This is a genomic window from Cellulomonas gilvus ATCC 13127 (genome assembly GCF_000218545.1).
Taxonomy (GTDB): domain Bacteria; phylum Actinomycetota; class Actinomycetes; order Actinomycetales; family Cellulomonadaceae; genus Cellulomonas; species Cellulomonas gilvus.
In genome coordinates, this window is the sequence record NC_015671.1 from 1,448,325 (window position 1) to 1,469,369 (window position 21,045).

29 protein-coding genes are annotated in these 21,045 nt (G+C 73.2%); 2 read left to right on the plus strand and 27 right to left on the minus strand.

Features of this window, described 5'->3' with window-relative positions; genetic code table 11:
• Positions 1–7 precede the first annotated feature (7 nt).
• The 27 genes from CELGI_RS06635 to CELGI_RS06775 all read right to left on the minus strand — a co-directional run bounded on the left by CELGI_RS06635 (position 8) and on the right by CELGI_RS06775 (position 19,975).
• Positions 8–1,735 (minus strand): terminase large subunit, encoded by a 1,728-nt coding sequence (locus CELGI_RS06635; protein ID WP_013883346.1) that lies wholly within the window; start codon positions 1,733–1,735, stop codon positions 8–10.
• The gene (locus CELGI_RS06640; RefSeq protein ID WP_013883347.1) at positions 1,704–2,192 is read right to left on the minus strand and encodes a phage terminase small subunit P27 family; all 489 of its coding nucleotides are present in this window, start codon (positions 2,190–2,192) and stop codon (positions 1,704–1,706) included. Before CELGI_RS06640 ends, CELGI_RS06635 begins: the two co-directional genes overlap by 32 nt.
• Positions 2,193–3,088: 896 nt before the next feature.
• Positions 3,089–4,267: an RtcB family protein gene (locus CELGI_RS06650; protein ID WP_013883349.1), complete on the minus strand. Its 1,179-nt coding sequence runs from the start codon at positions 4,265–4,267 to the stop codon at positions 3,089–3,091.
• A gap of 14 nt (positions 4,268–4,281) precedes the next feature.
• Positions 4,282–5,118, minus strand: coding sequence for a DUF7341 domain-containing protein (locus tag CELGI_RS06655; RefSeq protein WP_013883350.1), 837 nt, complete (start codon positions 5,116–5,118; stop codon positions 4,282–4,284).
• A complete protein-coding gene (locus CELGI_RS06660; protein WP_013883351.1) occupies positions 5,115–6,320 on the minus strand; it encodes an HNH endonuclease in 1,206 nt (401 codons plus the stop codon). Before CELGI_RS06660 ends, CELGI_RS06655 begins: the two co-directional genes overlap by 4 nt.
• Positions 6,321–6,424: 104 nt before the next feature.
• A complete protein-coding gene (locus CELGI_RS17330; protein WP_169315140.1) occupies positions 6,425–6,598 on the minus strand; it encodes a hypothetical protein in 174 nt (57 codons plus the stop codon).
• Positions 6,595–6,894 carry a VRR-NUC domain-containing protein gene (locus CELGI_RS06665; protein WP_041574508.1) on the minus strand — a complete coding sequence of 100 codons (300 nt, stop codon included), beginning with the start codon at positions 6,892–6,894 and terminating at the stop codon, positions 6,595–6,597. The genes CELGI_RS17330 and CELGI_RS06665 overlap by 4 nt, the downstream gene beginning before the upstream one ends.
• Positions 6,895–6,953: 59 nt before the next feature.
• Complete coding sequence (locus tag CELGI_RS06670) at positions 6,954–7,469, minus strand: hypothetical protein (protein ID WP_013883353.1); 516 nt, start codon at positions 7,467–7,469, stop codon at positions 6,954–6,956.
• Entirely contained in the window at positions 7,466–8,476 is a 1,011-nt protein-coding gene (locus CELGI_RS17470; RefSeq protein ID WP_013883354.1) for a hypothetical protein, read from the minus strand. Before CELGI_RS17470 ends, CELGI_RS06670 begins: the two co-directional genes overlap by 4 nt.
• Positions 8,469–8,960 (minus strand): hypothetical protein, encoded by a 492-nt coding sequence (locus CELGI_RS06680; RefSeq protein WP_013883355.1) that lies wholly within the window; start codon positions 8,958–8,960, stop codon positions 8,469–8,471. Before CELGI_RS06680 ends, CELGI_RS17470 begins: the two co-directional genes overlap by 8 nt.
• A complete protein-coding gene (locus tag CELGI_RS17335; RefSeq protein WP_013883356.1) occupies positions 8,953–9,105 on the minus strand; it encodes a hypothetical protein in 153 nt (50 codons plus the stop codon). Before CELGI_RS17335 ends, CELGI_RS06680 begins: the two co-directional genes overlap by 8 nt.
• A complete protein-coding gene (locus CELGI_RS06685; protein WP_013883357.1) occupies positions 9,102–9,680 on the minus strand; it encodes a hypothetical protein in 579 nt (192 codons plus the stop codon). The genes CELGI_RS17335 and CELGI_RS06685 overlap by 4 nt, the downstream gene beginning before the upstream one ends.
• A 393-nt stretch (positions 9,681–10,073) precedes the next feature.
• On the minus strand, positions 10,074–10,292 hold the full coding sequence (locus CELGI_RS06695) for a hypothetical protein (RefSeq protein ID WP_041574130.1): 219 nt from the start codon (positions 10,290–10,292) through the stop codon (positions 10,074–10,076).
• 119 nt (positions 10,293–10,411) lie between these two features.
• Positions 10,412–10,882 carry a hypothetical protein gene (locus tag CELGI_RS06700; protein WP_013883360.1) on the minus strand — a complete coding sequence of 157 codons (471 nt, stop codon included), beginning with the start codon at positions 10,880–10,882 and terminating at the stop codon, positions 10,412–10,414.
• 172 nt (positions 10,883–11,054) lie between these two features.
• Positions 11,055–12,131 (minus strand): helix-turn-helix domain-containing protein, encoded by a 1,077-nt coding sequence (locus CELGI_RS06710; RefSeq protein WP_049785533.1) that lies wholly within the window; start codon positions 12,129–12,131, stop codon positions 11,055–11,057.
• Positions 12,128–12,988, minus strand: a complete 861-nt coding sequence (locus CELGI_RS06715; RefSeq protein WP_013883363.1) for a hypothetical protein — start codon at positions 12,986–12,988, stop codon at positions 12,128–12,130. The genes CELGI_RS06710 and CELGI_RS06715 overlap by 4 nt, the downstream gene beginning before the upstream one ends.
• On the minus strand, positions 12,985–13,353 hold the full coding sequence (locus CELGI_RS06720; protein ID WP_150104679.1) for a hypothetical protein: 369 nt from the start codon (positions 13,351–13,353) through the stop codon (positions 12,985–12,987). The genes CELGI_RS06715 and CELGI_RS06720 overlap by 4 nt, the downstream gene beginning before the upstream one ends.
• A complete protein-coding gene (locus CELGI_RS16415; RefSeq protein ID WP_013883365.1) occupies positions 13,350–14,240 on the minus strand; it encodes a ParB/RepB/Spo0J family partition protein in 891 nt (296 codons plus the stop codon). The genes CELGI_RS06720 and CELGI_RS16415 overlap by 4 nt, the downstream gene beginning before the upstream one ends.
• Before the next feature lie 3 nt (positions 14,241–14,243).
• Positions 14,244–14,564 (minus strand): WhiB family transcriptional regulator, encoded by a 321-nt coding sequence (locus CELGI_RS06730; protein WP_013883366.1) that lies wholly within the window; start codon positions 14,562–14,564, stop codon positions 14,244–14,246.
• A 1-nt stretch (position 14,565) separates the two neighbouring features.
• Positions 14,566–16,146: a ParB/RepB/Spo0J family partition protein gene (locus CELGI_RS16420; RefSeq protein ID WP_013883367.1), complete on the minus strand. Its 1,581-nt coding sequence runs from the start codon at positions 16,144–16,146 to the stop codon at positions 14,566–14,568.
• A gap of 56 nt (positions 16,147–16,202) precedes the next feature.
• Positions 16,203–16,736 (minus strand): hypothetical protein, encoded by a 534-nt coding sequence (locus tag CELGI_RS06740; RefSeq protein ID WP_013883368.1) that lies wholly within the window; start codon positions 16,734–16,736, stop codon positions 16,203–16,205.
• Positions 16,733–17,128 carry a hypothetical protein gene (locus CELGI_RS06745; RefSeq protein ID WP_013883369.1) on the minus strand — a complete coding sequence of 132 codons (396 nt, stop codon included), beginning with the start codon at positions 17,126–17,128 and terminating at the stop codon, positions 16,733–16,735. The genes CELGI_RS06740 and CELGI_RS06745 overlap by 4 nt, the downstream gene beginning before the upstream one ends.
• Positions 17,129–17,233: 105 nt before the next feature.
• Entirely contained in the window at positions 17,234–17,524 is a 291-nt protein-coding gene (locus CELGI_RS17075; RefSeq protein WP_150104680.1) for a hypothetical protein, read from the minus strand.
• A gap of 472 nt (positions 17,525–17,996) precedes the next feature.
• Entirely contained in the window at positions 17,997–18,449 is a 453-nt protein-coding gene (locus tag CELGI_RS06755) for a hypothetical protein (protein WP_013883371.1), read from the minus strand.
• Positions 18,446–19,054: a hypothetical protein gene (locus CELGI_RS06760; RefSeq protein ID WP_013883372.1), complete on the minus strand. Its 609-nt coding sequence runs from the start codon at positions 19,052–19,054 to the stop codon at positions 18,446–18,448. The genes CELGI_RS06755 and CELGI_RS06760 overlap by 4 nt, the downstream gene beginning before the upstream one ends.
• Before the next feature lie 436 nt (positions 19,055–19,490).
• Positions 19,491–19,718 carry a hypothetical protein gene (locus CELGI_RS06770; protein ID WP_013883374.1) on the minus strand — a complete coding sequence of 76 codons (228 nt, stop codon included), beginning with the start codon at positions 19,716–19,718 and terminating at the stop codon, positions 19,491–19,493.
• Entirely contained in the window at positions 19,715–19,975 is a 261-nt protein-coding gene (locus tag CELGI_RS06775; protein ID WP_013883375.1) for a hypothetical protein, read from the minus strand. The genes CELGI_RS06770 and CELGI_RS06775 overlap by 4 nt, the downstream gene beginning before the upstream one ends.
• Before the next feature lie 135 nt (positions 19,976–20,110).
• Here CELGI_RS06775 and CELGI_RS06780 point away from each other — a divergent pair, with 135 nt between their 5' ends.
• Together CELGI_RS06780 and CELGI_RS06785 are read left to right on the plus strand one after the other, a co-directional pair.
• Positions 20,111–20,584 (plus strand): hypothetical protein, encoded by a 474-nt coding sequence (locus CELGI_RS06780; protein ID WP_150104681.1) that lies wholly within the window; start codon positions 20,111–20,113, stop codon positions 20,582–20,584.
• Positions 20,585–20,604: 20 nt separating this feature from the next.
• A complete protein-coding gene (locus CELGI_RS06785) occupies positions 20,605–20,982 on the plus strand; it encodes an ImmA/IrrE family metallo-endopeptidase (RefSeq protein ID WP_049785534.1) in 378 nt (125 codons plus the stop codon).
• Positions 20,983–21,045 lie beyond the last annotated feature (63 nt).

Consider the following 21,045-nt stretch of genomic DNA (forward strand, 5'->3'; position numbering starts at 1 on the left):
CACCCCCTCACCGGAACATGTACATGCGGGACTCGGACTCCTGCGGGCGGCGCAGCACACCGTCGAGCGCGGTCACGGCGGCTTGGATCCCGTCGATGCGGGCCGTGGACTTCTTGCGGTCTGGCTTCACCGGCCGGATGTTGTCCAGCCCGTCGTTCTTCACCTCGACGACCGAGGCCATCCAGCGCAGCACCGGGTGCCCGCCGTGGCGCATCGCCCGCGCGCCGATCAGTCGCTCGAGCTCCTTGGACGCCGGCGACAGGCCCATGAAGGTCTGCGCGACGGCCGTGATGTCCACCTCGAGCTCGGCGTCGAGCTCCTGGACGAACTGGCCAGCGAACATGCGGTCGTACGACACGCGCTGCATGTCGAAGTGCCGGCAGTCGCCGATCACCGCCGACTTCACCGCGTTGTAGTCGATGACGTCGCCGTCGGTTGTGTGCACCAGACCCTGCTCGATCCACTGCTCGAGCGGGATCAGCAGCTGCCGCTGCAGGTCTTCGACCCTGTCGCCGGGCACCCAGAACCGTGTGAGCAGGTCGTACTCGGCACCGGGCCGGTTCGACTCGACCCACACCGCCCACGCGGTGAAGTCCGACACCGCCGACAGGTCCAGGCCGCCCCACGCGCGGCGGCCCCGCAGACCTGCGCGGTCGATCGCGCCGTCGAGCTCGTCCCACCGGTCCAGATCCAGCCACCGTGACTGCTCGCGGCGGCGCAGGTTCAGCGTGAGGCGGCAGTAGGTCGGGAAGTACGACGGGGTCTGCCGGGCCTTGTTCGCCTCGCGGTGCAGGTACGCCCAGGTGGGGGACTTACCCGCGCCCGGGTTCGCCTTCGCGAGGGTCTCGTCGGCGAACGGGTCGTCGTCCTCGTCTGCCGCCCAGATCACGCCGTAGAAGCCCGTGTCCTGCACGACGTCGTTCGCGACGTTCCGCACGTACGTGTGCTTCTCGTCGTAGATCGTGCCGTCCTCGGCCTCGTCGGCCGTGGTGATGAACACGATGAGCGGCTGGTCCCGCGCGCCCGTGCCCGTCTCGATCGCCTCGACCAGCGCCCGGCGCAGGCGCAGCGTGTGCACCTCGTCGATGACCGCGCCGGACACGTTCAGCCCATGAGCGGTCTCCGCGACCCGTGAGAGCACCCGCAGGATCGAGCCCGTGCGCGGGACGCGCACGACCTCCTTGAGTGGCTCGACCCGCGAACGCGCCGCGGGGGACGTCGCGAGCATCCGCTTCGCGTCCTCGAAGACGCGACCGGCCTGCGTGGTCGAGCCGGCGGCGTTGTACACCTCGGCACCAGGCTCCCGGTCGGCCAGGAGCAGCACGTTCGAGATGCCGGACAGCAGGGTGCTCTTGCCGTTCTTGCGGGGCACCTCGACCCACGCCGTGCGGATGACCCGCACCACGGCGTCGATCTCCGCGTCGTGGTAGACCCAGCCGAAGATGGGAGCGATGACCCACACGACCTGCCACGGGTCCAGGCCCTCGCCGAGGCGAAGTCGCACGCCCGCCCAGCGGCCCTTCGTGTGGCGGAACTGCGCCAGTGCACGCAGTGCGCGCTGGGCTCGCTGGACGTCGTACCAGGCGCCCGGGTGCCGGTCCGCCTGGAACGCGACCACCGCCGGCGCGTGGGCGAGCGCGTCGTCGACCTGCTCGTCGGTCAGGCCCAGCTCGAGCAGAGCGTCGCGGGGGACCGGCAGCCGGCTAGTCGAAGATGTCGTCCTCGTCGTCGCCATCGCCACCTCGCGGACTCACGCGCGTCGCCGCGGACGGGGACAGCCCGAGCTCCCCGATCAGCGAGCGCAGGTGAGAGCGGTACTGGTTGAGGAGCGTGCTCCACGGGTTCTTGACGTTGCCCCGCTCCGTGCTCGCGATCGGCCCCTCCATCGACAGCGCCCGCTCACCCTGCTGGATGCGGGCCCACGTCACGCAGTAGTCGATCAGGACCTCGCGCTGCTCGTTCACCAGCCCGGCCGAGCGGGCCAGCGACGGGGCCAGGCGGTCCCACAGCTCGGTGGCCGTCTGCCGGGCGCGGAGCTCCGGGCGGCTCGAACCGGGGAAGTACTCCGACCACCGCGGGGCGACCGGCACAGAGGGCGGGAGTTTCACGCCCTCCTTGACCGGACGCCGGCCGGGGTTGCCCTCGCGGACCACCGCGAGCGCCGGGCGCGGCTTCGGGCCTGGCTGAGCCACGGTCGCAACCCCCTTACGTATCGAGCAGGAGCGTGTTCCCGCTGGTCAGCGAGGTGGATGGCCAGGACGCTGGCTCCACAGAAACGGTCGAACCTGCGCGCCGGGGCGTAGCCCTCCCCGGCGGTCCGGCGCCGATCGCCCTCGGGGGTACCCCCCTGGGTGTCAGCGGCGGTTGGCCGCCGCCGCTCCGCGTGCACCGCCGTCGCTGCGGTTGCACCGCGTGCACTGCGGGCCGCGGTAGCGCGTCCGGTCGTCCGTGTGGCCGAGATCGAGCGTGCGCTCCGTCAGCTGCACCGTGCACGTCACGCATGCGACGACCTCGCCGGCTCGGATCCGCTTCACGATCGCGAGTCGCAGGCGGTCGTGCTGCGTCCCGTAGCCGCGCTGCTGTCGCGTTCCGCGTCGCGCCTCGTACTCGGCCAGGTGCGTCGGGCAGTAACGGTCGCCAGCCGTGACCAAGGCGGGGCACGTCGGAGATCCGGTGCAGCGTCGGCGAAGCTGACGCGGCATCTGGATCACCTCGCAACGAGTTCAGGGCCGGCGCCGTCGGGCCGCTCGACGGTTCGACCGAACGGATCACGTCCTCGCCGACCCCAGCACCGGCCCACCCGACCGGACGACCTGCACCCCACCGCGGCCGCGTCGCGTGCGTTCGACGCTGCCCGGGAAGCACGAAGGCCCGAACCGTGTGCGGTCCAGGCCTCGACGTGGGCATGACGAACCCACCGAGGTGCACGTTAGCAGAGTCGGCTCGCCTCGGGTAGTGAGAGGCGACGTTCGCGTGTCGGTCGCGGAGTGCCGAGCAGCGATGCGACGCCCTCGGGCAGGGGGCCATCCGAGGGCGTCGCATCGTGGAGCCTACGGCGTGCGAGGCGAAGACCATGCCGGGCGTTGGCTCAGTCACCCTTGACGTTGACGATCTGCCGCAGCGTGTGCCGGATCTCGACCAGGTCGGCGGCGTCCGCCATGACCTGGTCGATATCCTTGTAGGCAGCCGGGATCTCGTCGATGAACGCGTCCGTGTCGCGGTACTCGATGCCGACCATCGCCTGCCGCAGTTGCTCGTGCGTGAATGTCCGCCGCGCGGCGGATCGGGAGTACTCGCGGCCTGCGCCGTGCGGCGAGGAGTTCAGCGACAGCCGATCACCCTTGCCGACGACCACGTACGACGCGGTTCCCATCGACCCCGGGATCAGGCCCGGCCGGCCCTCGTCGGCCTGAATCGCGCCCTTGCGCGACACCCACACCTTCTTGCCGAAGTGGCTCTCCTGCTCGGTGAAGTTGTGGTGGCAGTTGATCCGCTCGGACTCGATGACGCTCTCGGCCATGTGCTCGGTCATCGCTGCTACGACGCGATCCATCATCTCCTCGCGGTTCAGGAGAGCGAAGTGCTGGGCCCAGCGCAGCTGCCGCACGTATGCCCAGAACTCCTCGGTGCCCTCCACGAGGTACGCGAGGTCGGGGTCGGGCAGTGCGATCCACCAGCGGCGGCACAGCTCGGTCGCAACCTTGATGTGGTGCTGGGCGATCTTGTTCCCGACCCCCCGGGAGCCAGAGTGCAGGAACAGCCACACGCCTCCGGTCTCGTCGACCGAGACCTCGATGAAGTGGTTCCCCGAGCCGAGCGTTCCCAGCTGCAGCGGCCAGTTCGCGGCGAACGTCGCCGGGTCGAAGCCATTCCTGCTGGCGAGGGCCTCGAGCTGGGCGACCCGCTTGGCTGCAGTCGGCGTCAGCGACGTGTTGTAGACCCCGGCCGACAGCGGCACTCGCGCCTCGATCGACTCCCTCAGCGGGGCAAGCGGGCCGCGCGCCCGGACCTGCTCCTCGGTCCACTGAGTGCGCACCGCGATCATGCCGCAGCCGATGTCGACGCCGACCGCGGCCGGGATGATCGCGCCGAGGGTGGGGATCACGGAGCCGACGGTCGCGCCCTTGCCGAGGTGCGCGTCCGGCATCAGCGCGAGGTGCGGGTAGATGAACGGCATCGACGCCGTGCGGACCGCCTGGTCCGCGGTGGCCGGCTCGATGATCGACGCCCACGAGATGAGGGACTTGGAAAGGTGCTGCCTGGTCATGGTGGGGGATCCTCTCAGTGGGCGGGCGAACTCGTCGTGGGGATTGCGTCGGCTCGGACCGCGGGCTCGTCGGGGATCGGGTCGGCGAGCATGATGCGGACGTGCTCGCCGAGGATGCCGATCGTCGTTGCGTCCCACGCCGCCCCGCACGCCAAGCAGGCCGCGAGCAACGGATCCGTGTGGATGCGGAGCTTGCCGCGGACGTCGCAGTTCATGCACGGGACGTGGGGCTTGAGCGGTGCGGTGTCCCAGGTCGTGACGATGCGTGCACGGGCCCACCAGCGCAGCACGTCGCGATCGATGTCGCGCACGTCGTCACGGTCCAGGGTCGGCAGGCGCGCGATCAGGTCACGCACGACCTGCTCGACTTCGCCGGCCGTCGGGCGGTTCGTGATCGCGGAGATCCAGAAGCGCACGCCCTGGTGTACTGCGGTCCACGCGTCGAGCGCCTCGAGGTTCGCGGTCGGTCGTGACCCGGGACCGCTGCTGCCGGCCGTTCCCGCGGTGGAGCCGACCACCGCCGTGTGGAGCTGCTCGAGCAGGGGCGCGTGCTCGACGATGTGCGCGCGCTGGACGAGCCGCTGGCCGCCGCCGTCGCGGAGGGCGAAGCCGCACCTCGTGCAGGTGGGGATCCCGCGGTGCTCGGGGGTGAGCAGGCGGAGCCGCTCGGCGTAGTCGGTCCGCGGCGCGACGGGGGCGGGCGGGCAGGGCCCGGCGTGCTCGCGCACCCACGACGGCTCCGAGGTGGTGCGCGGTTCCACGAGCTCCCGCAGGCGTTCGGCGATCCGGTCGACGCGGACCGTCGAGGCGGCGCGCTCGTCGGTGCGGTGCTGGGCGTGGGTGGTGGTCATCGGGCGTCGCCTCCGGTCGGGCACTTGCGGCATGGCTCGGGCAGGTGGTGGTTCGGACAGTGGGTCTCGTCACCCATCGGGTCGCGAGGACCCCGGTAGCCGTGCCAGGGGGAGCCGAACCTCCCGGGCTCCGGGGGCGGCTCGGGGGCGGGTCCTGCGTCGAGGGTCGGGGGAGGTCCGCCGGTCCGGCCGCCCTTGCCTCGGCGTCGGCGCGGGCGAGAGCGCGGGGCCGACCCTGGGGCGTCACCCGTGGGCTGACCCTCACCCAAGACCTGACCCTGACCCTGACCCTGACCCGGACGTGCACCCAGGCGCGTACCCGTACGCGCGCCCGAGGACACGATCGGCGGTTGCTTCGAGCTGTGCTCAGAGCTGTGATGCGAGCTGTGCTCCGACGTCCGTCCCTGCGTGCCCTCGGCGGCCGCTGACGGCGCAGAGGGCGCGGGCGGGACCTCAGCGGCGAGCGCGGTGCTCGGCGAGGTCTCAGCGGCCGCGGCGGCCTCCTGGGCGGGCGTCAGCGGTCGGGGAGCGGGCCGCAGGGTCATGCCGGCGTCGGCGGGCGTGCGGCGGCCCTTCGAGCGGTTGCAGCCGCCGCACGCCACGACGAGGTTCCGCACGCCCTTGGCCTTCGTCGGGTCGACGTGGTCCAGGGTCGGCTTGGCGTTCTCGTCCTTCGACGAGCGGTCGTACCGCTTCACCAGTCGGCCGCAGTACCGGCAGTGCGCCTGGTTCTTCAGCACCGGGTCGAGGGGGTCGACGCAGTCGCGCAGCCACACCGCGTTCACCGTCGGCGGGTCCTGCAGCTCCGCGCGCTTCGCGCGGGTCTCCCGCACGACGGCTGCGCGGTCGTACTTCATCGCGAACCAGTCGTGGAAGCGCCAACACGGCTGCTCCACACCCGAGACAGGGTCAGCCGGTGGCACTGGCTCGCAGCGGTCGCAGTCGTGACCACGCGCGTGCCAGAGCCCAGCGTCCACCAGCAGGTGGGCGAGCTCGAGCGCGGCCGCACGGTCGAACAGGAACGACATCAGCGACTGCAGCGAGACCAAGCCGTCCGTCCCGACGTCCTGCGACATCGAGCCAGCCAGCGTCCACACACCGAGCGCGGCCACACCGCGGTCATCGCCGACGAGCATCAGGCCCGTCAGCGCGCGCGCCTTGCGGTTCGCGTGCAGGTGGTCATCGACCTGGAAGAAGGGCACCAGGGGTCCTCTCGGGGGAAGTCAGTCGGAGCAGCGGCACTCGCCGGTGTACGGGTTGATGACGCCGCCGCAGGACGGGCAACGCTCGGGTGCGGGCATCGGGCTCACCTCCCTCCGCGGTCGTCGGGCCACGTGGTCGCGGGCGGGTCGACCGTGAAGCCGATCCGCCGCTCGTCCGCACGCTCAGCCAGCGAGTCCAACTGGGACTCCCGCTCCGGCGCCTGCACGTCGCGACGGGACCGGTCGACGTCGAACGTCAGCGCCAGTCGGATCCTCAAGACACCACCCCCAGGAGCTCGGCCGCGACGCGGTCACCCAGCCAGTCCGACGGACGCCACACCGCGGCGTCCGCACCGGCCTCCGCGAGCGCTGTCAGCCACTGACGCTGCTCAGGGCGGATGCGTCCCGTCTCGGTCTTGAGCTCCCGGTACAGGACGGTGGCCCGGCGGGCGTGGACGAGCACCAGGTCGGGGAAGCCAGGCTGGGAGCGCCGGGAGTCGTGCGTGTGGTAGACGAGCCAGCCCGTGGTGCGGGCAAGGGTCAGGACGTGCGCCTGCAGGGCCTTCTCCGTCATCTGCGACGCGATGAGCGTCCGATGCTGCGCCGGCGTCAGGGACCGGCGTGCGGACGCGGTCATCGGGCGCCCTCGACCTGTGTCTTGAGTTGCTCCACCGCGGCCCGTGCCGCGTCAGGCTTCCTGCAGCCGATCGCGCCTGGCTGCCCGAGCGCCTTCCAGACCGTCTCCCACCTGTCCAGCACGTCGAGGGCCTCGGCCTTCCAGCGTGCAAGCCGGTCGACCTCGGACGTGAGCCGGTCGCGGTCGGCCAGCAGCCACCGTCGATCCATCTCCGCCTGCAGCAGCGGGTCGCCTCCGGGCGGCATCATCCGAGGCACGACCTCGGCGTCCCGTGCACGGATCGCGGTCACAGTGGTCGTGACGGGCTGGGGCGAGCGGGCGGCGAGGATGGCGCGGAGGTCGCTCGCGATGCCGCTGAGCATGGTCGCGACGTCGCGGGCGTCCTCCGCGTACCACCGCCCGCCCTCGTCCTCGGCTCGCGCTGCCGACCCGGCGTAGTCGCGGTACCTGATCTCGACCCGCTCGACGAGGCGCCGCAGCGCCTCCCGGTCCTCGGCAGCCGGAGCCGTCATCGCTGCACCCCGCCGATGTCGAGACGGCCCATCGCCGCGTCCCACCCGGCCGTGAACGCCACGTGCTGCTCGGCAGTGGCCCCGTACTCCTTGCGGTAGTCGGACCAGTCGCAGGCGCGGATGATGCTCTCCTGCTCCGCGCTCACGGTCGGTGCGGGCTGGGGCGAGCGGGCGGCGAGGTCCGCGAGGGCTCGAAGGTCGTCTGTCGTGAACCGCCCGGCCGGGCACCCGGCGTGAGCGGCCCACTCGTCCATGATCGGGCCGTCGCCAAGCCTGTCGTGGCAAGAGGCGAATGCGCGAGCACGCGCGGCGAGGTCCGCCAGCGCCTCACGGCCCTCGTCAGCCGGGGCGGGCGCGGGGGCGTCGGGGCGCGTCAGGTCGCCCGGGTCGGGCTGCCCTGCCCGCGCGGCTCGTCGTGCGTCCCTCAGGTCGGCGGTGCGCGCGGTGGCGACGCCCCGCCAGTAGTCCCGGTTTGCGCGAAGCCCTTCGGCGTCGCACTCGGAGCCGTACGCCGACTGCGCCCTCGCCGCCGGGACGGGTGCTGGTGCGACGGTGAGGCCCGACAGGTGCTCGAGCGCGTCGTCGAGGCTGACGGCGATGTGGTCGGCCATCTTCGCCATGAGCTCGGGCTGTTCGCCGTCGCGCGTGATGACGACCGTGTGCTTGCCCGCGCCGACCGCCCACCCGAGCTCGAGGTGCGCGGAGCGGCCGCACGGGAGCACCAGGACGAACGTGTCCGCCCACCGCATCGCGTCGAAGTCGCTCGCGAACCCCGCGACCGCCAGGGGGTGGTCGAGCGCAGCGATGTACTGCTCGGCCGTCCACGACTCCCACTGGGGGTCGATCGACGACCAGGCGAAGCCCGAGCGCCCGGGCGGGTTCCGGAAGTCGTACACCTCGAAGCCGCGAGCGCGCAGCGCCGCCACCACGGCGGGCTGGTCCGGGTTGCGCCAGGACGAGGCGACGTAGACGCGGCGGGGGCGGCGCGTGGCGATGAGCTCAGCCACGGGTCGCCTCCGCGCGGTCGAGGGTGTCGATCGCGGCGACCAGCAGCGCCGCGGCCTTCACCAGGCCCTCACGGTCGTACGACCCGGGCCGGGTCGCGTGCACGCGGTAGGCGTAGCGCCACGCCAGCTCGACGAGATGGTTCGCGCCGTGCTCGTCGTCGTGCGCACGTGTCCAGCCGCGGCCGTCGTGGGTGCGGCGCTCCGCCGCGACGTCCGCGAGCGCGCGGGAGTCGCCGTCCGCCCAGACGACCGCGAGCACGTCCTCGAGGGAGTCCGGGTCGTAGGGGTCGATGCCGGCGTTGATGCCGTAGGCCGTGGTGTGGGTCGGCAGCGTGTCGGCGTCGTCCTCCGTCGGGACGCGGGTCGAGTGCCAGTCGCCCTCGGCGTCACACCAGAGGGTCACGGGGCCGAGGGGCGTCTCGACGACGAGGGTGCTGACGTTGCCGAGCAGGTGCTCGAGCTGGGCGCCGATGGTGTCAGCCACGGGGGTCCTCCTTCTTGACGGTCAGGTGCTGCGCCTTGTCGTCGCAGCGGGTGCAGATCGGGACGTTGCCGAGCACGGGGTGCCGGCGGGTGGTCGTGGCGGGGTTCGTGCAGAGCGCGAACCACTCGCAGAGCTGGACGGTCACGCGGTTCTCCTGGCGCGGGTGCGGTGGTCTTGGGCGGCTTTCACGGCCTGGAAGGTCGCGGTCGTCGAGCGGCGCTTGCCAGAGGCGATAGCGCGGTCGTCGATGACCGTCGACGTTGGCGGCGAGTACGAGGTCGGCGTCGTGCCGCGCGCGGCGCGCAGGCGCTGCAGCTCGCACGGCTGGCCCGGGACGCGGTTCGGGTCGGAGGAAGTCAGGCCACGGCGGCCCCACGGGGAGTGCTCGTCGCACCACCAGCCCGACGGGTAGAACGACGTCGACGCCGCTACGCACCCCGGAACCCGGCACGCGCCAGCACGCGCCGGACCAGCGACCCGCGGCGCCGTCGCGGGCACGGCGGGTGGCTGCGCCGCGAGCGCCTGGTGGACGAGGTGCCAGGTGTCCTCGGAGGGGGAGCGGTCGAGGCCGGCCTCGCGCCAGACGGTTCGGCGCTGGCCGCCGCCGATCGCGATGCCGTCGGTCGTGATCCCGAGGCGTCGTGCCGTCGCGGCGAGAGTCGCGGCCTTGCGGTCGCGGTTCTCGCGAGCGGTGCGGGTGTGGGCGTAGTCGATCGTCACGGGCGTGCCTCCCGTGCGGTGCGGATGTGCCAACGGTTCGAGGTCGGGCAGCGGTACGGCTCGAGGCGCATGCCACGGACACGGCTGCTGCGGACGGCCCACTGGACCGCCGCAGCGCGGGAGCGGTGCTGCTGCTTCGGGGAGCCGAGGTGGTTGCGGCAGCGGCACCTGCTCGACGACTTCGACCAGGCGGGGCCCTTCGCGCGGCGGGTCATCGGGACTCACCGCCGGTCGGGATGACCTCGAGGTGGGTCGGGTGGACGTCGGACCCCCAGACGTCGGCGCCGTCCCAGTGAACGTGGACCGCTGGCGCCCCCAGCGTCGCGGGACACGACGTCACGGTGCCCAGCACCCACGCGCCACCGAAGCGCATCCGCACTCGCGTCCCCGGCTTCATGCCGCACCCGCCCTCGCCGCGTACACCGCGCGGACCAGGACCAGTTCGCCCTCGGTCGGCGTCCGCGACACGTCAGCGAGCGCGCGGAGCGCGGCGAACGCGCGCGGGGAGAGCAGGACCACGCCGGGCAGGGCGACCACGTGCGTGAGCTCGCCAGGACGCGGGCCCACGGGCTCGCCCAGCCAGGCCAGGACATCCGCCAGGCCGTGTCGCACGATCCGGCGGCCGTCCTCACCAGGTGACGGGTGCAGCGGGAGGAGCGGACTGACCCGTACCTGGACGTCGCCCAGGCGGCCCGCGGGCCGGGCGCGCCACGAAGACGGGACGCGGGGCATCACGGCGCACCGGCCGTGAGCTGCAGCAGGCCGCTCGTGTCGCCCGTTGCGTACGCCTGCTCCACCGCGGGCGCGACCACGTCGAACACCGACCGGCCGCCCGGCAGCACCATGTGCGCGAGGAACTCCTGCTCGAACGTGACGATCCCCGCCTCGACGGCCTCGAGCTTCGCCTTCACCACGAGGGCCAGCGCCCGCCACCGCTGCCGCACCGCCTGCTCGTACGCGGCCTCAGCCGCGGACGCCGTGCGCGCACCCCGCGAGTGGTGGGTGAACTCCCGGTCGTGCCGGTCCGGCAACGTCAGCACGAACCGCACCTGACGGCCCTCGATCACGAACGCGATCACCGCTCGCTCCCGCGACGCCATGTACGCGAACTGGTCCGCGCCGTACCGCGTCAACGTCCGCTCGATCTCCGCACGCGACCGGTCCGACGAGACGTCCGTCGCCGCGGCGTACCGGGCGCTCATCGCGCGCACCCGCACTCGACACGGACGTCCGGGAGGGGCGCACCTGAGACGGCGGCCTCCAGCTCCGCGGTCGTCGCGTCGCCGAGCGCACGGCCGCAGCCGTTGCAGACGCGCTGCACCGTGAGCCGCCTCCCGCCCTCGGCCGTCCGCTGCGGAGGCGTCGACGGGCGGGTCACGCTGCCCACCTCGACTCCACGCCCAGCCGGCCGCGGATCCGGAAGACGGTCCGGTCGGTCGTCCGGCACAGGGCAGCGATCTGCCGGTCCGACATGCCGCCCGCCGCCAGGACCGGGACGAGACGCTCACGCTCCGCGACGGTCGTCGCGTGCGCAGTGCCGGCGAGCACGAGCCGGATCACCGTGTCGTCGACGTCGTCGTGCACGGACTGCGTGGGCGGGGCGGCCGCCGGGTGTGCAGCCGGGTCGTCGATCGCGTCGTCGTCCCAGGCGAGAGGCGGGACCCACCCTGCGGCGGCCGCACGCTTGCGGGCCTTGGTCGCACCCGCGCCCGTCGGCGCCGAGTCCCACAGCTCGTCGTACGCCCGACGGACGTCGATCGCGGTCCGCGCCAGGCAGCGAGGCTCGCCCGCGGCGAGCCGGTCGAGCGCCTGCCGGCCGAGCCCCGTCCGAAGCTCGAGCGCCCGGACGGACCAGCCGATCGCGACGAGCGCACGCACACGCCGCATCGCGCCCGTGGCGTCCACGACCGCGCCCGAGCCCAGGTCAGCGAGCGTCGGCATCGGCACCGCGAGGATCGCCTCGACCGTCCTGCGGCGCGCCTTCGTGCGCGGCACGCCAGCCGCTCGGCCGGGGCGCCCGTAGAGCAGCGGGTAGACCGTGGACGACTGGAGGCCAGCCGCGGCCGCCGCGCGCTTCCAGCCCATGCCTGCAGCCGACAACGCGCGCAGGTGCTCGGTGGCAGGGGTCGCGTCCACGTACGCCGGCCGGCCGTAGGCGCGTTCGCGAGTGCGGGAGTTCTCGTACGCCCGCGCTGCAGCCCTGCAGTCGTCGCAGCGGCACCGGTCGAACACGTACGCGGCGTGCGTCCCGTGACGGTGGTTCGCGCGCGGGTGCTCGCACCCACGGACCGTCCGGTCCATCACCGCCTCCCGTGCCAGCCGCCGCTCACGCGCCTGCTGCCGGGCGCGGTGCCGGTCACAGGAGTGGCGTCGCAGCGCCTTCGCGGCCTGCCCAGCCGACTGGCACGTCGACTCGTAGCCGCAGTCCGGGCACTCCGCCTGCGCGCTCACAGGTCGACCGTCCCGTCGTCGTCGCGGGTCGCGTCGCGATCGGTGTCGCGGCCCAGGACCACCTGCAGGTCGACGAACCCTGCACCGTCGCGCAGCAGCGACGCCGCCTGGGCGCGCAGCCCGTCGACCACGACTGCAGGGACGTCGACCTCCTCAGGGCGGCGCAGCGGGGCGAGGCCCTGCGACCAGTCCCGCAGCTGCACGCGCTCGTCGGCCAGACCGTTCGCGGTCAGAACCGAGGCGGGCACCATCCCAAGGACGTGCTCACCGATCCGGACCAGGACCACAGCCGGGGACTCCACGCCGTGGAGCCGGACGTGCGCTCCGTGCCACGCCGCGACCGACACGAAGCGCGCCACGTGCTCGGCCCGCGCCCGGTACGCCGGACCGTGGGACGGCGCAGCGGTCAGCGCGTCGAGGAGCATCCGAGGGACGTCCGGGTACCTGTCCGCCTGGTTCGCCGGCACGATCCGGTTCACCTGCAGCGAACGGCCGTTGACGAGCTGCCCGACCTCCGTCATCACGACGTGCTCGCGCGTCACTTCCAGGCGCAGCTGCTCGTCGCACCAGTGCATTCGGGCGTCGCCCGCCGGCGGCTTGAACACCGCCAGCGCCGCGCGGACCGCGCCGAGCGGCAGGTCGAAGCACGCGAGCTCCGCGTCCAGATGCTCGGTCACCACCGCCCGGGCCGTGACCGACGTCGCGAAGTCCGTGCACCACGCGTGCAGGTGCGAGCCCGTCGGCACGAACCGCACCCGGCCCAGCAGCGGCGTGTCATCGGTCTCCCGGCCAGCGTGCGGGGCCGTCGCCAGGAGCAGGGCCCGCAGGTCGCCGCGCGAGAGCGTCAGGGCCGTCACAGTGCCGGCCCCTGCCCGCTGCGTGCCTGGTCCAGCTCCGCCTGGCCGATCAGGAACATCCCCGCGAGCGCGAGCACGTTCACGCCGGTGGATAGCTCGTCGGCCGGGCGTCCGCCTGCGCGGGCGGTCAGGACGATCGAGCCGAGCGCCGCGGACGCCACGATCAGGCTGTGTCCGACCGCGGCCGCCTCACCAGGGGAGCGAGCGACCGTCGTGTGGAGGCACTCGCCCAGGGCGGAGCCCTCGTCGACGGTCGCCGCGACGACGCGGTCGTGCTCGGCGAGGGGCAGCACTTCCTCGGCGAGCTTGCGGACCTGCTCCTGCACGAACGCCGACGCCTCCGCAGGGTCGCGGGGGCGCATCACGCGGTCACCACCGCGTCGCTCGTCGTCACCGGTGCGCCCGGGGCGACCCGGACGCCCGAGGACGGCTGACCGCACAGGGCGCACTCACCACGGCGCGCGGAGTGCTCGTGCAGCGCAGCCTTCTCGTCGGCGCGGATCACGGACTCCCAGCAGCTGCCACACGCCGTGTCACCCAGGCGGGTCCCGCGGGGGTGCTCGAGCTTGTTGCAGCGAGCCCGCGCCCGGGAGGCGAGCCGGTGGGTATCCGCGAGGTGCCAGCCCGAACCCTTCGGCCGGTTGCGGACCTTGCCGGCCTTCACGCGGCCCTTCTGGATCGCGCGCCCCAGGGTGCGCTGCCCGGCGCGGATCTCCTCCTGCTCGGCCGGGTCCAGGTTCAGCAGCGCGAGCCGCCCCGAGACATGAGCCTGGTTGCGGCCGACCCGCTCGCCGACCTGCTGGTCCGTCAGCCCGTGCTGCAGCTTCAGCCGGGAGAACGCGCGCGCCTCCTCGATCGGGTCGAGCATCACCCGCTGCTGGTTCTCCGACAGCATCGCGACGAGGACCTGGTCCGCAGGCATCTCACGGCGCACCACGACGTCGACGTCACGCCAACCCAGGCGCCGCAGCGCCGCCAGACGGCGATGCCCGCACACCACCACCAGTCGGTCTCCGTCGCGACGCGCGATGATCGGCTGCAGCAGGCCGACCTGCTCGATCGACGCGGCGAGCTCGGCGATCTCCGACTCCACGTCGCGGGGGTTGTCCGGGTCAGGGTGCAGGTCCGTCAGCAGCACCCGCTGCAGCACCGGCGCCGGCGCGGCCACGCGTGTGCGAGGCGTCGGCGCGATCCGCGGGCCCGCGACAGCGTCCAGCGCCGCCGCGAGCGCGTCGCTCGTGTCTGTGGTCATGGGTCAGTCCTCCGAGGTCGAATCGGTGGTGGTGGTGGTGTCGTCGTCACGCACGAGTGGGGCGCCCGTCCACGCCACCCGCTTCGGCAGGCCGTGTGCGCGCTGGATCCGCACGCGATCGGCCTCCGTGGTGCCGCCCCAGATCCCGTGCACCGCGTGCGTCAGCGCGAACGTCAGGCAGTCGCGGCGGGCAGGGCAGCCCGCACACACACGCTTGGCCGCCTCCGCCTGCGCGACATGCAGCGACGAGGCCGGGAAGAACAGCTCCGGGTCGTCACTGCACGCCGGCGGCGCGCTCAACGTCGGGATCTCGGTCGCGAGCACGTCACGCCACCTGAGCGGCGTTCTCGTCGTCGACGTCGCCGTCGTTCTCCGGGTCGTCCGGGCCGTCCTCGACGACGAGTGCGGCGTGCTCGGCGTCGGAGACCGTGTAGCCGAGGCGCTCGAGCAGCTCGTACCAGCGGGCCGTGGTGACCGAGCGGCCGCCCCACCGCCACGTGTCCTCGCTGATCGGCTCGAGCGCGGCCGCGAGCGCAACGAGGAGCCGCTGCGGGGCGCTCAGCCCCGCGGCCGCGGCGGTGACGAGCGGGAGGAGCTCGTGGCGGTGGTAGGTGAGCTTCTGGTCCGCCGGCAGGCCGACCCGCAGCCACGTCGCGAGGCCGTCCGCGTCTTCGGTGTCGTACGGCACGGGGTGGTGCCGGTACGTGCCACCGACGTAGGTGCCATCCCACGGGCCCTCCGCGAGCGCGGTGGCCGTGTAGTCGAGGAGGTGCGCGACCTGGTCCTTCGTGAGGGCCTTGCGGCCGTGGATCAGGTGCTCGAGGAACTCACGGCGGGTCTCCGCGGTGATGGACGCGAACTCCTCACGGACCGCGCGATCCGCCCTCGCCTTCTCGGCGTGCTCCTCGCGCTCCGCGTCCCACGCCGCGCGCTTCTCGGCCGCCTTGGCGGCCTCCTGCGCCTCCTCGAGGGTCTGCGGGCGGTACACGAGGACCTCGCCGTAGTACCAGCGCCACGACCAGCCAGGACCCACCTGCCCCGCGATCGACGCGGCGAGCTCAGCGGCCTGCGCGGGGCGCCCCCGCGCAGCCACGATCGCGCCCGGCTCCGCCCAGACGTTGCTGGGCAGCTCCGGGGCGTTCGCCGCGGCGAGCACGTCGAGCAGTGGCGTGACCTGCTCCTCCCGGCGCAGCAGGTCACGCGCCCGGGCCATCTCGTGCTGGAAGTTCGACGTCCCGACGGTCTTGAGCACCGGCGCCTGCAAGTGCTCCGGCAGGTCCGCGAGCGCGGCCGCGTCCTCGAGGGTGACGCTGCGGGCGTGGATCGCGGTGCGGGCCTCCTCGGGCAGGGTGACCAGGCGCAGCCGGGATCGGACGGTGGACTCCGAGCGGCCGATGCGGGTCGCGATCGTCGCGACGTCCGTGCCGAGGTCGAGCAGGCCCTGGTAGGCGTCGGCCTCCTCGACGGGGGTCAGGTCCTGGCGCTGGACGTTCTCGAGCAGCATGATCTGCAGCTGGTCCGCGGACGTGAGCGACGGGTCGACGACTGCCGGCAGGTGCGTGACTCCGGCGAGGCGCGCGGCGGCGGTGCGGCGGTGCCCGATCACGATCCGCAGGTCGCCCGGGTTGTCGGGGTCGGGCACGACGAGGAGGTTCTGGCGGACGCCGTGCGCCCGGATCGAGTCCGCGAGCTCGGTCACGTCGCCGACGTCCCGCCGCGGGTTTGCCGGGTGCGCGGTCAGGTTCGCGACCGCGACGAGGGTCGTGCGCACGAAGCCCTCCTGGTCGGGGTGGGTCATGCCGTGCGTGAGCTCGTCGAGCGCGGCCGACGAGGAGGTCGCGGGCGCGACGTCGGGGACGGGGGTGCGGCTGCGGCCGCGGGGCTTGGTGCTGCTGGTGGTCGCCATGGGGTTGCTGCTCCTGACTGCCGGGGTGGGCGGCGGTGGTGGTGCTCGCGGGAGGTTCAGGCGGGGGCGCCGAGGAAGTGCCGGGGCGTCCAGGTGCGCCACACGCGGGCGTAGCGGTCCTCGAGGAGCCGGGCCGCGAGCTCGTAGTCCCGGCCCAGAGCGGGGTCGTCGTGGTGCCAGTACGCGGCCTCGGTGTGCGCCCGCGACGCGGCCGACGCGACGAGGTCGACGCGACGACCCGAACCGTTGGGGCGCGCGGCGGCGCGCTCCTGGTGCAGCAGGACGGCGGCCAGACGGCGCGGGCGCAGGACCGGGGGAGCGGTCCGGGACACCGGGCACGTCGCGAAGTGCGTCAACGCCGCGTGCTCGTGTGGCGCGAGGGGGTGCTCGGTGGTCAGCGGCCGGCACGTCGTGCGCCCCGCGGACAGGGCGTGCGACGGCGCGATCCGGGACGTCGCCGGGTCGAACCCCGGGTCCAGCGGGATGTGCTTGCGCGTCGCGCCCTTGCGGGGGTGCTCCGGCACCACCAGCACCAGGGCGATCGGCTGCCAGCACCGCTCGCACGGCTTCACGTGCTTGAGGTGCGTCACGACGCCCACCTCGCCTCGGGGCTGTCGCTCGCGTCGAGGTCACGGGAAGCGAGCTCGCGGGACCGGCGGGCGATCGACCAGAAGCCCTCGTCGACGAACGCCGGCGGCCCAGCGAGCAGGCCGTGCCCTGCGGTCCCGTCACCGGCGACGAGCAGCGCCCGGTCCAGCGGCACACTCATCGCCCCGCCCGTGGCCACGAGCGACTGACGAGCCGTGAACGTCTCCTCCGGGGTTACCGCCGCGGCCTGGGAGAGCAGCGCCTCGGTGGCCGTGACCCGGCCATGCTCAGGGAACGACCGGCACCGCCGGCACAGCAGCACCCGCTCCACCGGCACGAGGTCCGCTCGGGGCGTCGGGTGGCCACAGCCGCCCTGGCACACCTGCGCGGTCATCGCACACCGCCTCGACGGTGCAGACCCCACACGATCACGCCAGTCATCACCAGCAGTACCGCGATCACGAACAGCACCCCCGAGGAGGCGCCCGTCACGGCGAGCTCAGCCTGGACGGGGGCACTCGTCGACGACGGAGAAGGTGACACGGGCCCCGGCCCGCCGGTGGCGGTCGGCGCCGACGTCGGCGACGGCAGCACCGAAGGGTGCGCCGACGGTGAGGGCGACGAGCTCGGCGAGGCGGACGGCGTGTCGGAAGGCGCGGGCGTCGGCTGCAGCGTCGGCGACGGCAGCCCCGTGGGCTGCGACGTCGGGGAAGCCGAAGAGCTGGGCGAGACGCTCGGCCGCGGGGTGGAGGTCCGGGTCGGCGTCGGCGTCGGGCTGGGACTCGGGCATGGCGTCTCCATCTGCGTCGTCAAGCACACCGGGTCCTGCCCGGCCTCACCGAAGTGCTCGTCAGCGCCCGACCACTGCACCCACGCCACGCACCCGTCGACCACACCGAGCGCCGACCACGGCACGAACGACGCACCGATCCACGCAGCGCCCGGCTGGTCGGGGTTCGGGTCCAGGTGCAGGCCGAAGGACCGCCCGTCGACCAGGCGGACGTTGACGTGACCGTGCGCGACCAACGGCGCCGGGAACGCGATGCCCGCTGCCGTCACGTCGAACGGCGTCGGGTCGTCCGAAGCCGCCCGGGCCGAGACCGCCGCGACAACGCCCACCCACGCGAGCACCGCAACCGCGGCCCAGACCAGCAGCTGCCGGCGCAGCACGCGCGTCGTGCGCCACCCCTCGTCCATCCGCCGGTCCCGCGCGTGGCGTGGGCCCCCGCCAGCCGGCGCCCCGTCGGAGCGCACCCGCGGGCTCACGCCGACACCTCGAACGTGCAGGCGTTGAAGTGCGCAGCGACCTGCTCGTCGTGCACACGCCGCTCCTCGACGTCCGGGTCCTCACCCGCCGGGCCGGCCGTCAGCCACGCCCGGAAGCCGCACGGGCAGACGGCCATCGCACAGACGTTCGCCGCGAGCCACGGCTCCTCCGCGTCGGCGGGCTCGAGCGCCGGGACGACCAGCGGCACCGGGAGCGTCGCGACCTGCGCGAGCAGCTTGATGAGCGGCGGGTATACCGTCGCCCCATCGCGGTGGAAGTCCGACCGGACCGACCCGTGCGCCGCGGAGTACTCGTGCTCAGCGGCGAGCACCGCGGCGTGCTCGAGCGTGTCGACGAGCGCGTCGAGGTTCAGCGGTGCGGCGGGACCGTCGTAGTCCAGGACCCGCTCGGCGGCCTCGTGCAAGACCGACGACAGCAGCGGCTTCATCGCGGGCTCCCCGAGTAGGACGGGCGGCGCGCCGGGAACCGGCGGACCGACGCGAACGTCAGCGACTGCTCGGTCACGACCTGCTCGTCGCCGGGGGCGGTCCACCTGTCGACCGGGTGCGGGTCGCGGGCGTGGCACGGCGTGCACACCCGTCCGTGGTGCGGACCGCGGTCAGCGAGGGTGGACCGCTCCTGCCCGCACACCTCACAGGTGAAGCGCGCGGACCCGTGCCCGTTGGGCTCGCAGGCCGGCTCGCACGCGACCGTCCACTGCGGCGTCGTGATGACGCCGTCGGCGGCACCGTGGTCGTCGACCTCGTCGGCCACCGCGGCGAGCACCGCCTCGTACGACTCCGGGTCGGGGCCCGCCACGGCGGCCAGAGGCTGATAGGCGGCCAGGATGCCAGCCCAGCGGAGGAGCGCCTCGCTGACCTGACGGGACTCCGCACCGTGCAGCTCGATCAGCGACTGGATGCGACGCCTCGCGGCCGCGTCCATCAGCGACGGAGGGGTCGTGCCCGGGAACGCGACACCCTCGCGCAACGACGCGAGACCCGCGGTGCTGGACGACCTGCGGTCCAGCGGGATGACAGTGGTGGTGCTCATCGGTAGTGCCTCCGTGTCGGGTGGGAACAGCGGGGTGGCGAAGATCAGGACTGCGGCTCGGCGGCGAGTCGCGTCAGCGCCCTCGCGAGGGGGCGTGGACCGGGGAAGGAGGCGCGAAGCTCGCGCGCTGCCCGCTCGAACTCGAGACGGAGCTGGTGCTGCATCTCGTCGTCGCACTCGGGGCAGCAGTGCGAGAGGCCCGCACCTGGTGCCGGGCGAGGGCGGCGCAGGGGGTCGCCACCCTCGCCCGGGGTCTTGAGGGCGCGGCGAGGCGCGAGCACGAGCATCAGGAACATCAGCGCCGTCGCCGCGAGGGCCACAGCTGCCGGCGCGTGACCCGAGCACCACGCCGCCGTTGCGGCACCCGCCGCGGCACCGGAAGCCACCGTGAGCGACGGCCACCCGATCACGGCGATGGGGCCGGTCGGACGGCGGGTCACGACGCGCTCCGGTCGCGGAACGGGACGACGTTCGACTTCTGCTCGTGGTGCGCACACGCCTCGCCCGACTCCCAGGCGGCGAGGCACGCCGGCTCGACCAGCCAGCGGCCCTTCCGGGTCCGCTGCTTGCCGTGCAACGAGCCGTCCGCGAGCGCCCGGCGGATCGTGTCCGGGTGTCGGCCCGACGCTGCAGCCGCCTGGTCAGCGGTCAGGTCGCCGATCACGAGGCGCGCCGGATGGTGTGGGAGGTGGCGCTGACGTCCTCGTGGACAACGTCGAACGCCTCGTCGAACGTGACGGCGAACGTCGTGAGCACAGCGCCGATGAACCGAGGGCCCGCCTCGGACTTCCCGCGCAGGTGACGGGATGCGGTTCCCTTGTCGACGCCAAGGGCAGCGCCGAAGGCTGCGACCCCGCCGCACCCGGTCTTCGTGCGCTCGGCCCACTCGGCGTTCAGGCGGATCGTGGCGATCTCGGCCACACGAGCCTCCCGGTTGCTCACGTCCAACGCTGCTGTTGGACGACTGCAACCGACCTTAGGCGGAGAGTTGTGGTTGCGCAACCCACAAGTTGGGGTGGCGCTACGCCTTGCGCCGGTTGCGGTTGCGCAACTACCGTGGGTGCCATGGTCGAGACCAGTTGGTGGACGTACGTTCAGGAGTTGATCGGCGACGACTCGCCCGCCGAGGCGGCCGCGCGCGCCGGGTTCGACAAGTCCGCCTTCACGCGCTGGAAGAAGGGAGCGAACGCAGACCCGGCGTTCGTCGTCCGTCTGGTGCGCGCCTACGGCGGCAGCGTCCTCGAGGGCCTCGTGGCGGCAGGCACGATCACGAACCGAGAGGCCGGCCTCATGGGACGCGCCCCGTCGCCTCGGATCGCGCTGCAGGCGGCGCCCGACGACCTACTACTCAGCGAGGTTCAGCGGCGAATGGGCCGCGCCGACCTCAGCTGGCCCCGTGACTCGTCTGCTGCCATCGAGTACGACGACGGCGAGCTCGGCCACCTGATCACGCTCAACCCGGCGGCGTCCGACGCCGATGCAGATCACGACCCCGACGCCGAGGTCGAAGCACAGCAGAGCGAGCCGTGACAGGGGGTCCGGTGGAGGACATGCTCGACGTCGCCCGCGAGCGCGGGGTGCGGGTCGCCTGGCGTGACCTGGGCCGGCGCAATGGGGAGTACCACTCGACGGGTCTGATCGTGCTCAACCCGAAGCGGAGCCTGACGGTGCAGCGGGTCACGCTCGCTCACGAGCTCGGGCATGCGCGGTACGGGCATACGTGGACCGAGGATGCGGCGGCGCACCGACGCAACGAGCGTCTCGCTGACGAGCATGCGGCTGCGCTGCTGATCGGGGTGGGGGAGTACGCGGCGGCGGAGCGGACCGTGGGCCCGCACCTCGGTGCGCTGGCGCGGGAGCTTGGCGTCACGGCGCAGATCGTCGAGGCGTGGCAGCGCCTGGCGCAGCGAACGCGGAGGATCGCATGAACTGTCAGGCTGGCCACAGCACAGGCCCGGCGGGTCGCGTCGGCGACAGGCGGCTTCCGCCAT

Bases quoted from the DNA above. Each gene is read 5' to 3' on its own strand.
- CELGI_RS06665 (WP_041574508.1), bottom strand. From the start codon at position 6,894: ATGACGGAGAAGGCCCTGCAGGCGCACGTCCTGACCCTTGCCCGCACC.
- CELGI_RS16420 (WP_013883367.1), bottom strand. From the start codon at position 16,146: ATGGCGACCACCAGCAGCACCAAGCCCCGCGGCCGCAGCCGCACCCCC.
- CELGI_RS17075 (WP_150104680.1), bottom strand. From the start codon at position 17,524: ATGCCCGAGTCCCAGCCCGACGCCGACGCCGACCCGGACCTCCACCCC.
- CELGI_RS06670 (WP_013883353.1), bottom strand. From the start codon at position 7,469: ATGACGGCTCCGGCTGCCGAGGACCGGGAGGCGCTGCGGCGCCTCGTC.
- CELGI_RS06700 (WP_013883360.1), bottom strand. From the start codon at position 10,882: ATGAGCGCCCGGTACGCCGCGGCGACGGACGTCTCGTCGGACCGGTCG.
- CELGI_RS06760 (WP_013883372.1), bottom strand. From the start codon at position 19,054: ATGAGCACCACCACTGTCATCCCGCTGGACCGCAGGTCGTCCAGCACC.
- CELGI_RS16415 (WP_013883365.1), bottom strand. From the start codon at position 14,240: ATGACCACAGACACGAGCGACGCGCTCGCGGCGGCGCTGGACGCTGTC.
- CELGI_RS06785 (WP_049785534.1), top strand. From the start codon at position 20,605: ATGCTCGACGTCGCCCGCGAGCGCGGGGTGCGGGTCGCCTGGCGTGAC.
- CELGI_RS06745 (WP_013883369.1), bottom strand. From the start codon at position 17,128: ATGACCGCGCAGGTGTGCCAGGGCGGCTGTGGCCACCCGACGCCCCGA.
- CELGI_RS06650 (WP_013883349.1), bottom strand. From the start codon at position 4,267: ATGACCAGGCAGCACCTTTCCAAGTCCCTCATCTCGTGGGCGTCGATC.
- CELGI_RS06635 (WP_013883346.1), bottom strand. From the start codon at position 1,735: ATGGCGACGACGAGGACGACATCTTCGACTAGCCGGCTGCCGGTCCCC.
- CELGI_RS06755 (WP_013883371.1), bottom strand. From the start codon at position 18,449: ATGAAGCCGCTGCTGTCGTCGGTCTTGCACGAGGCCGCCGAGCGGGTC.
- CELGI_RS06655 (WP_013883350.1), bottom strand. From the start codon at position 5,118: ATGACCACCACCCACGCCCAGCACCGCACCGACGAGCGCGCCGCCTCG.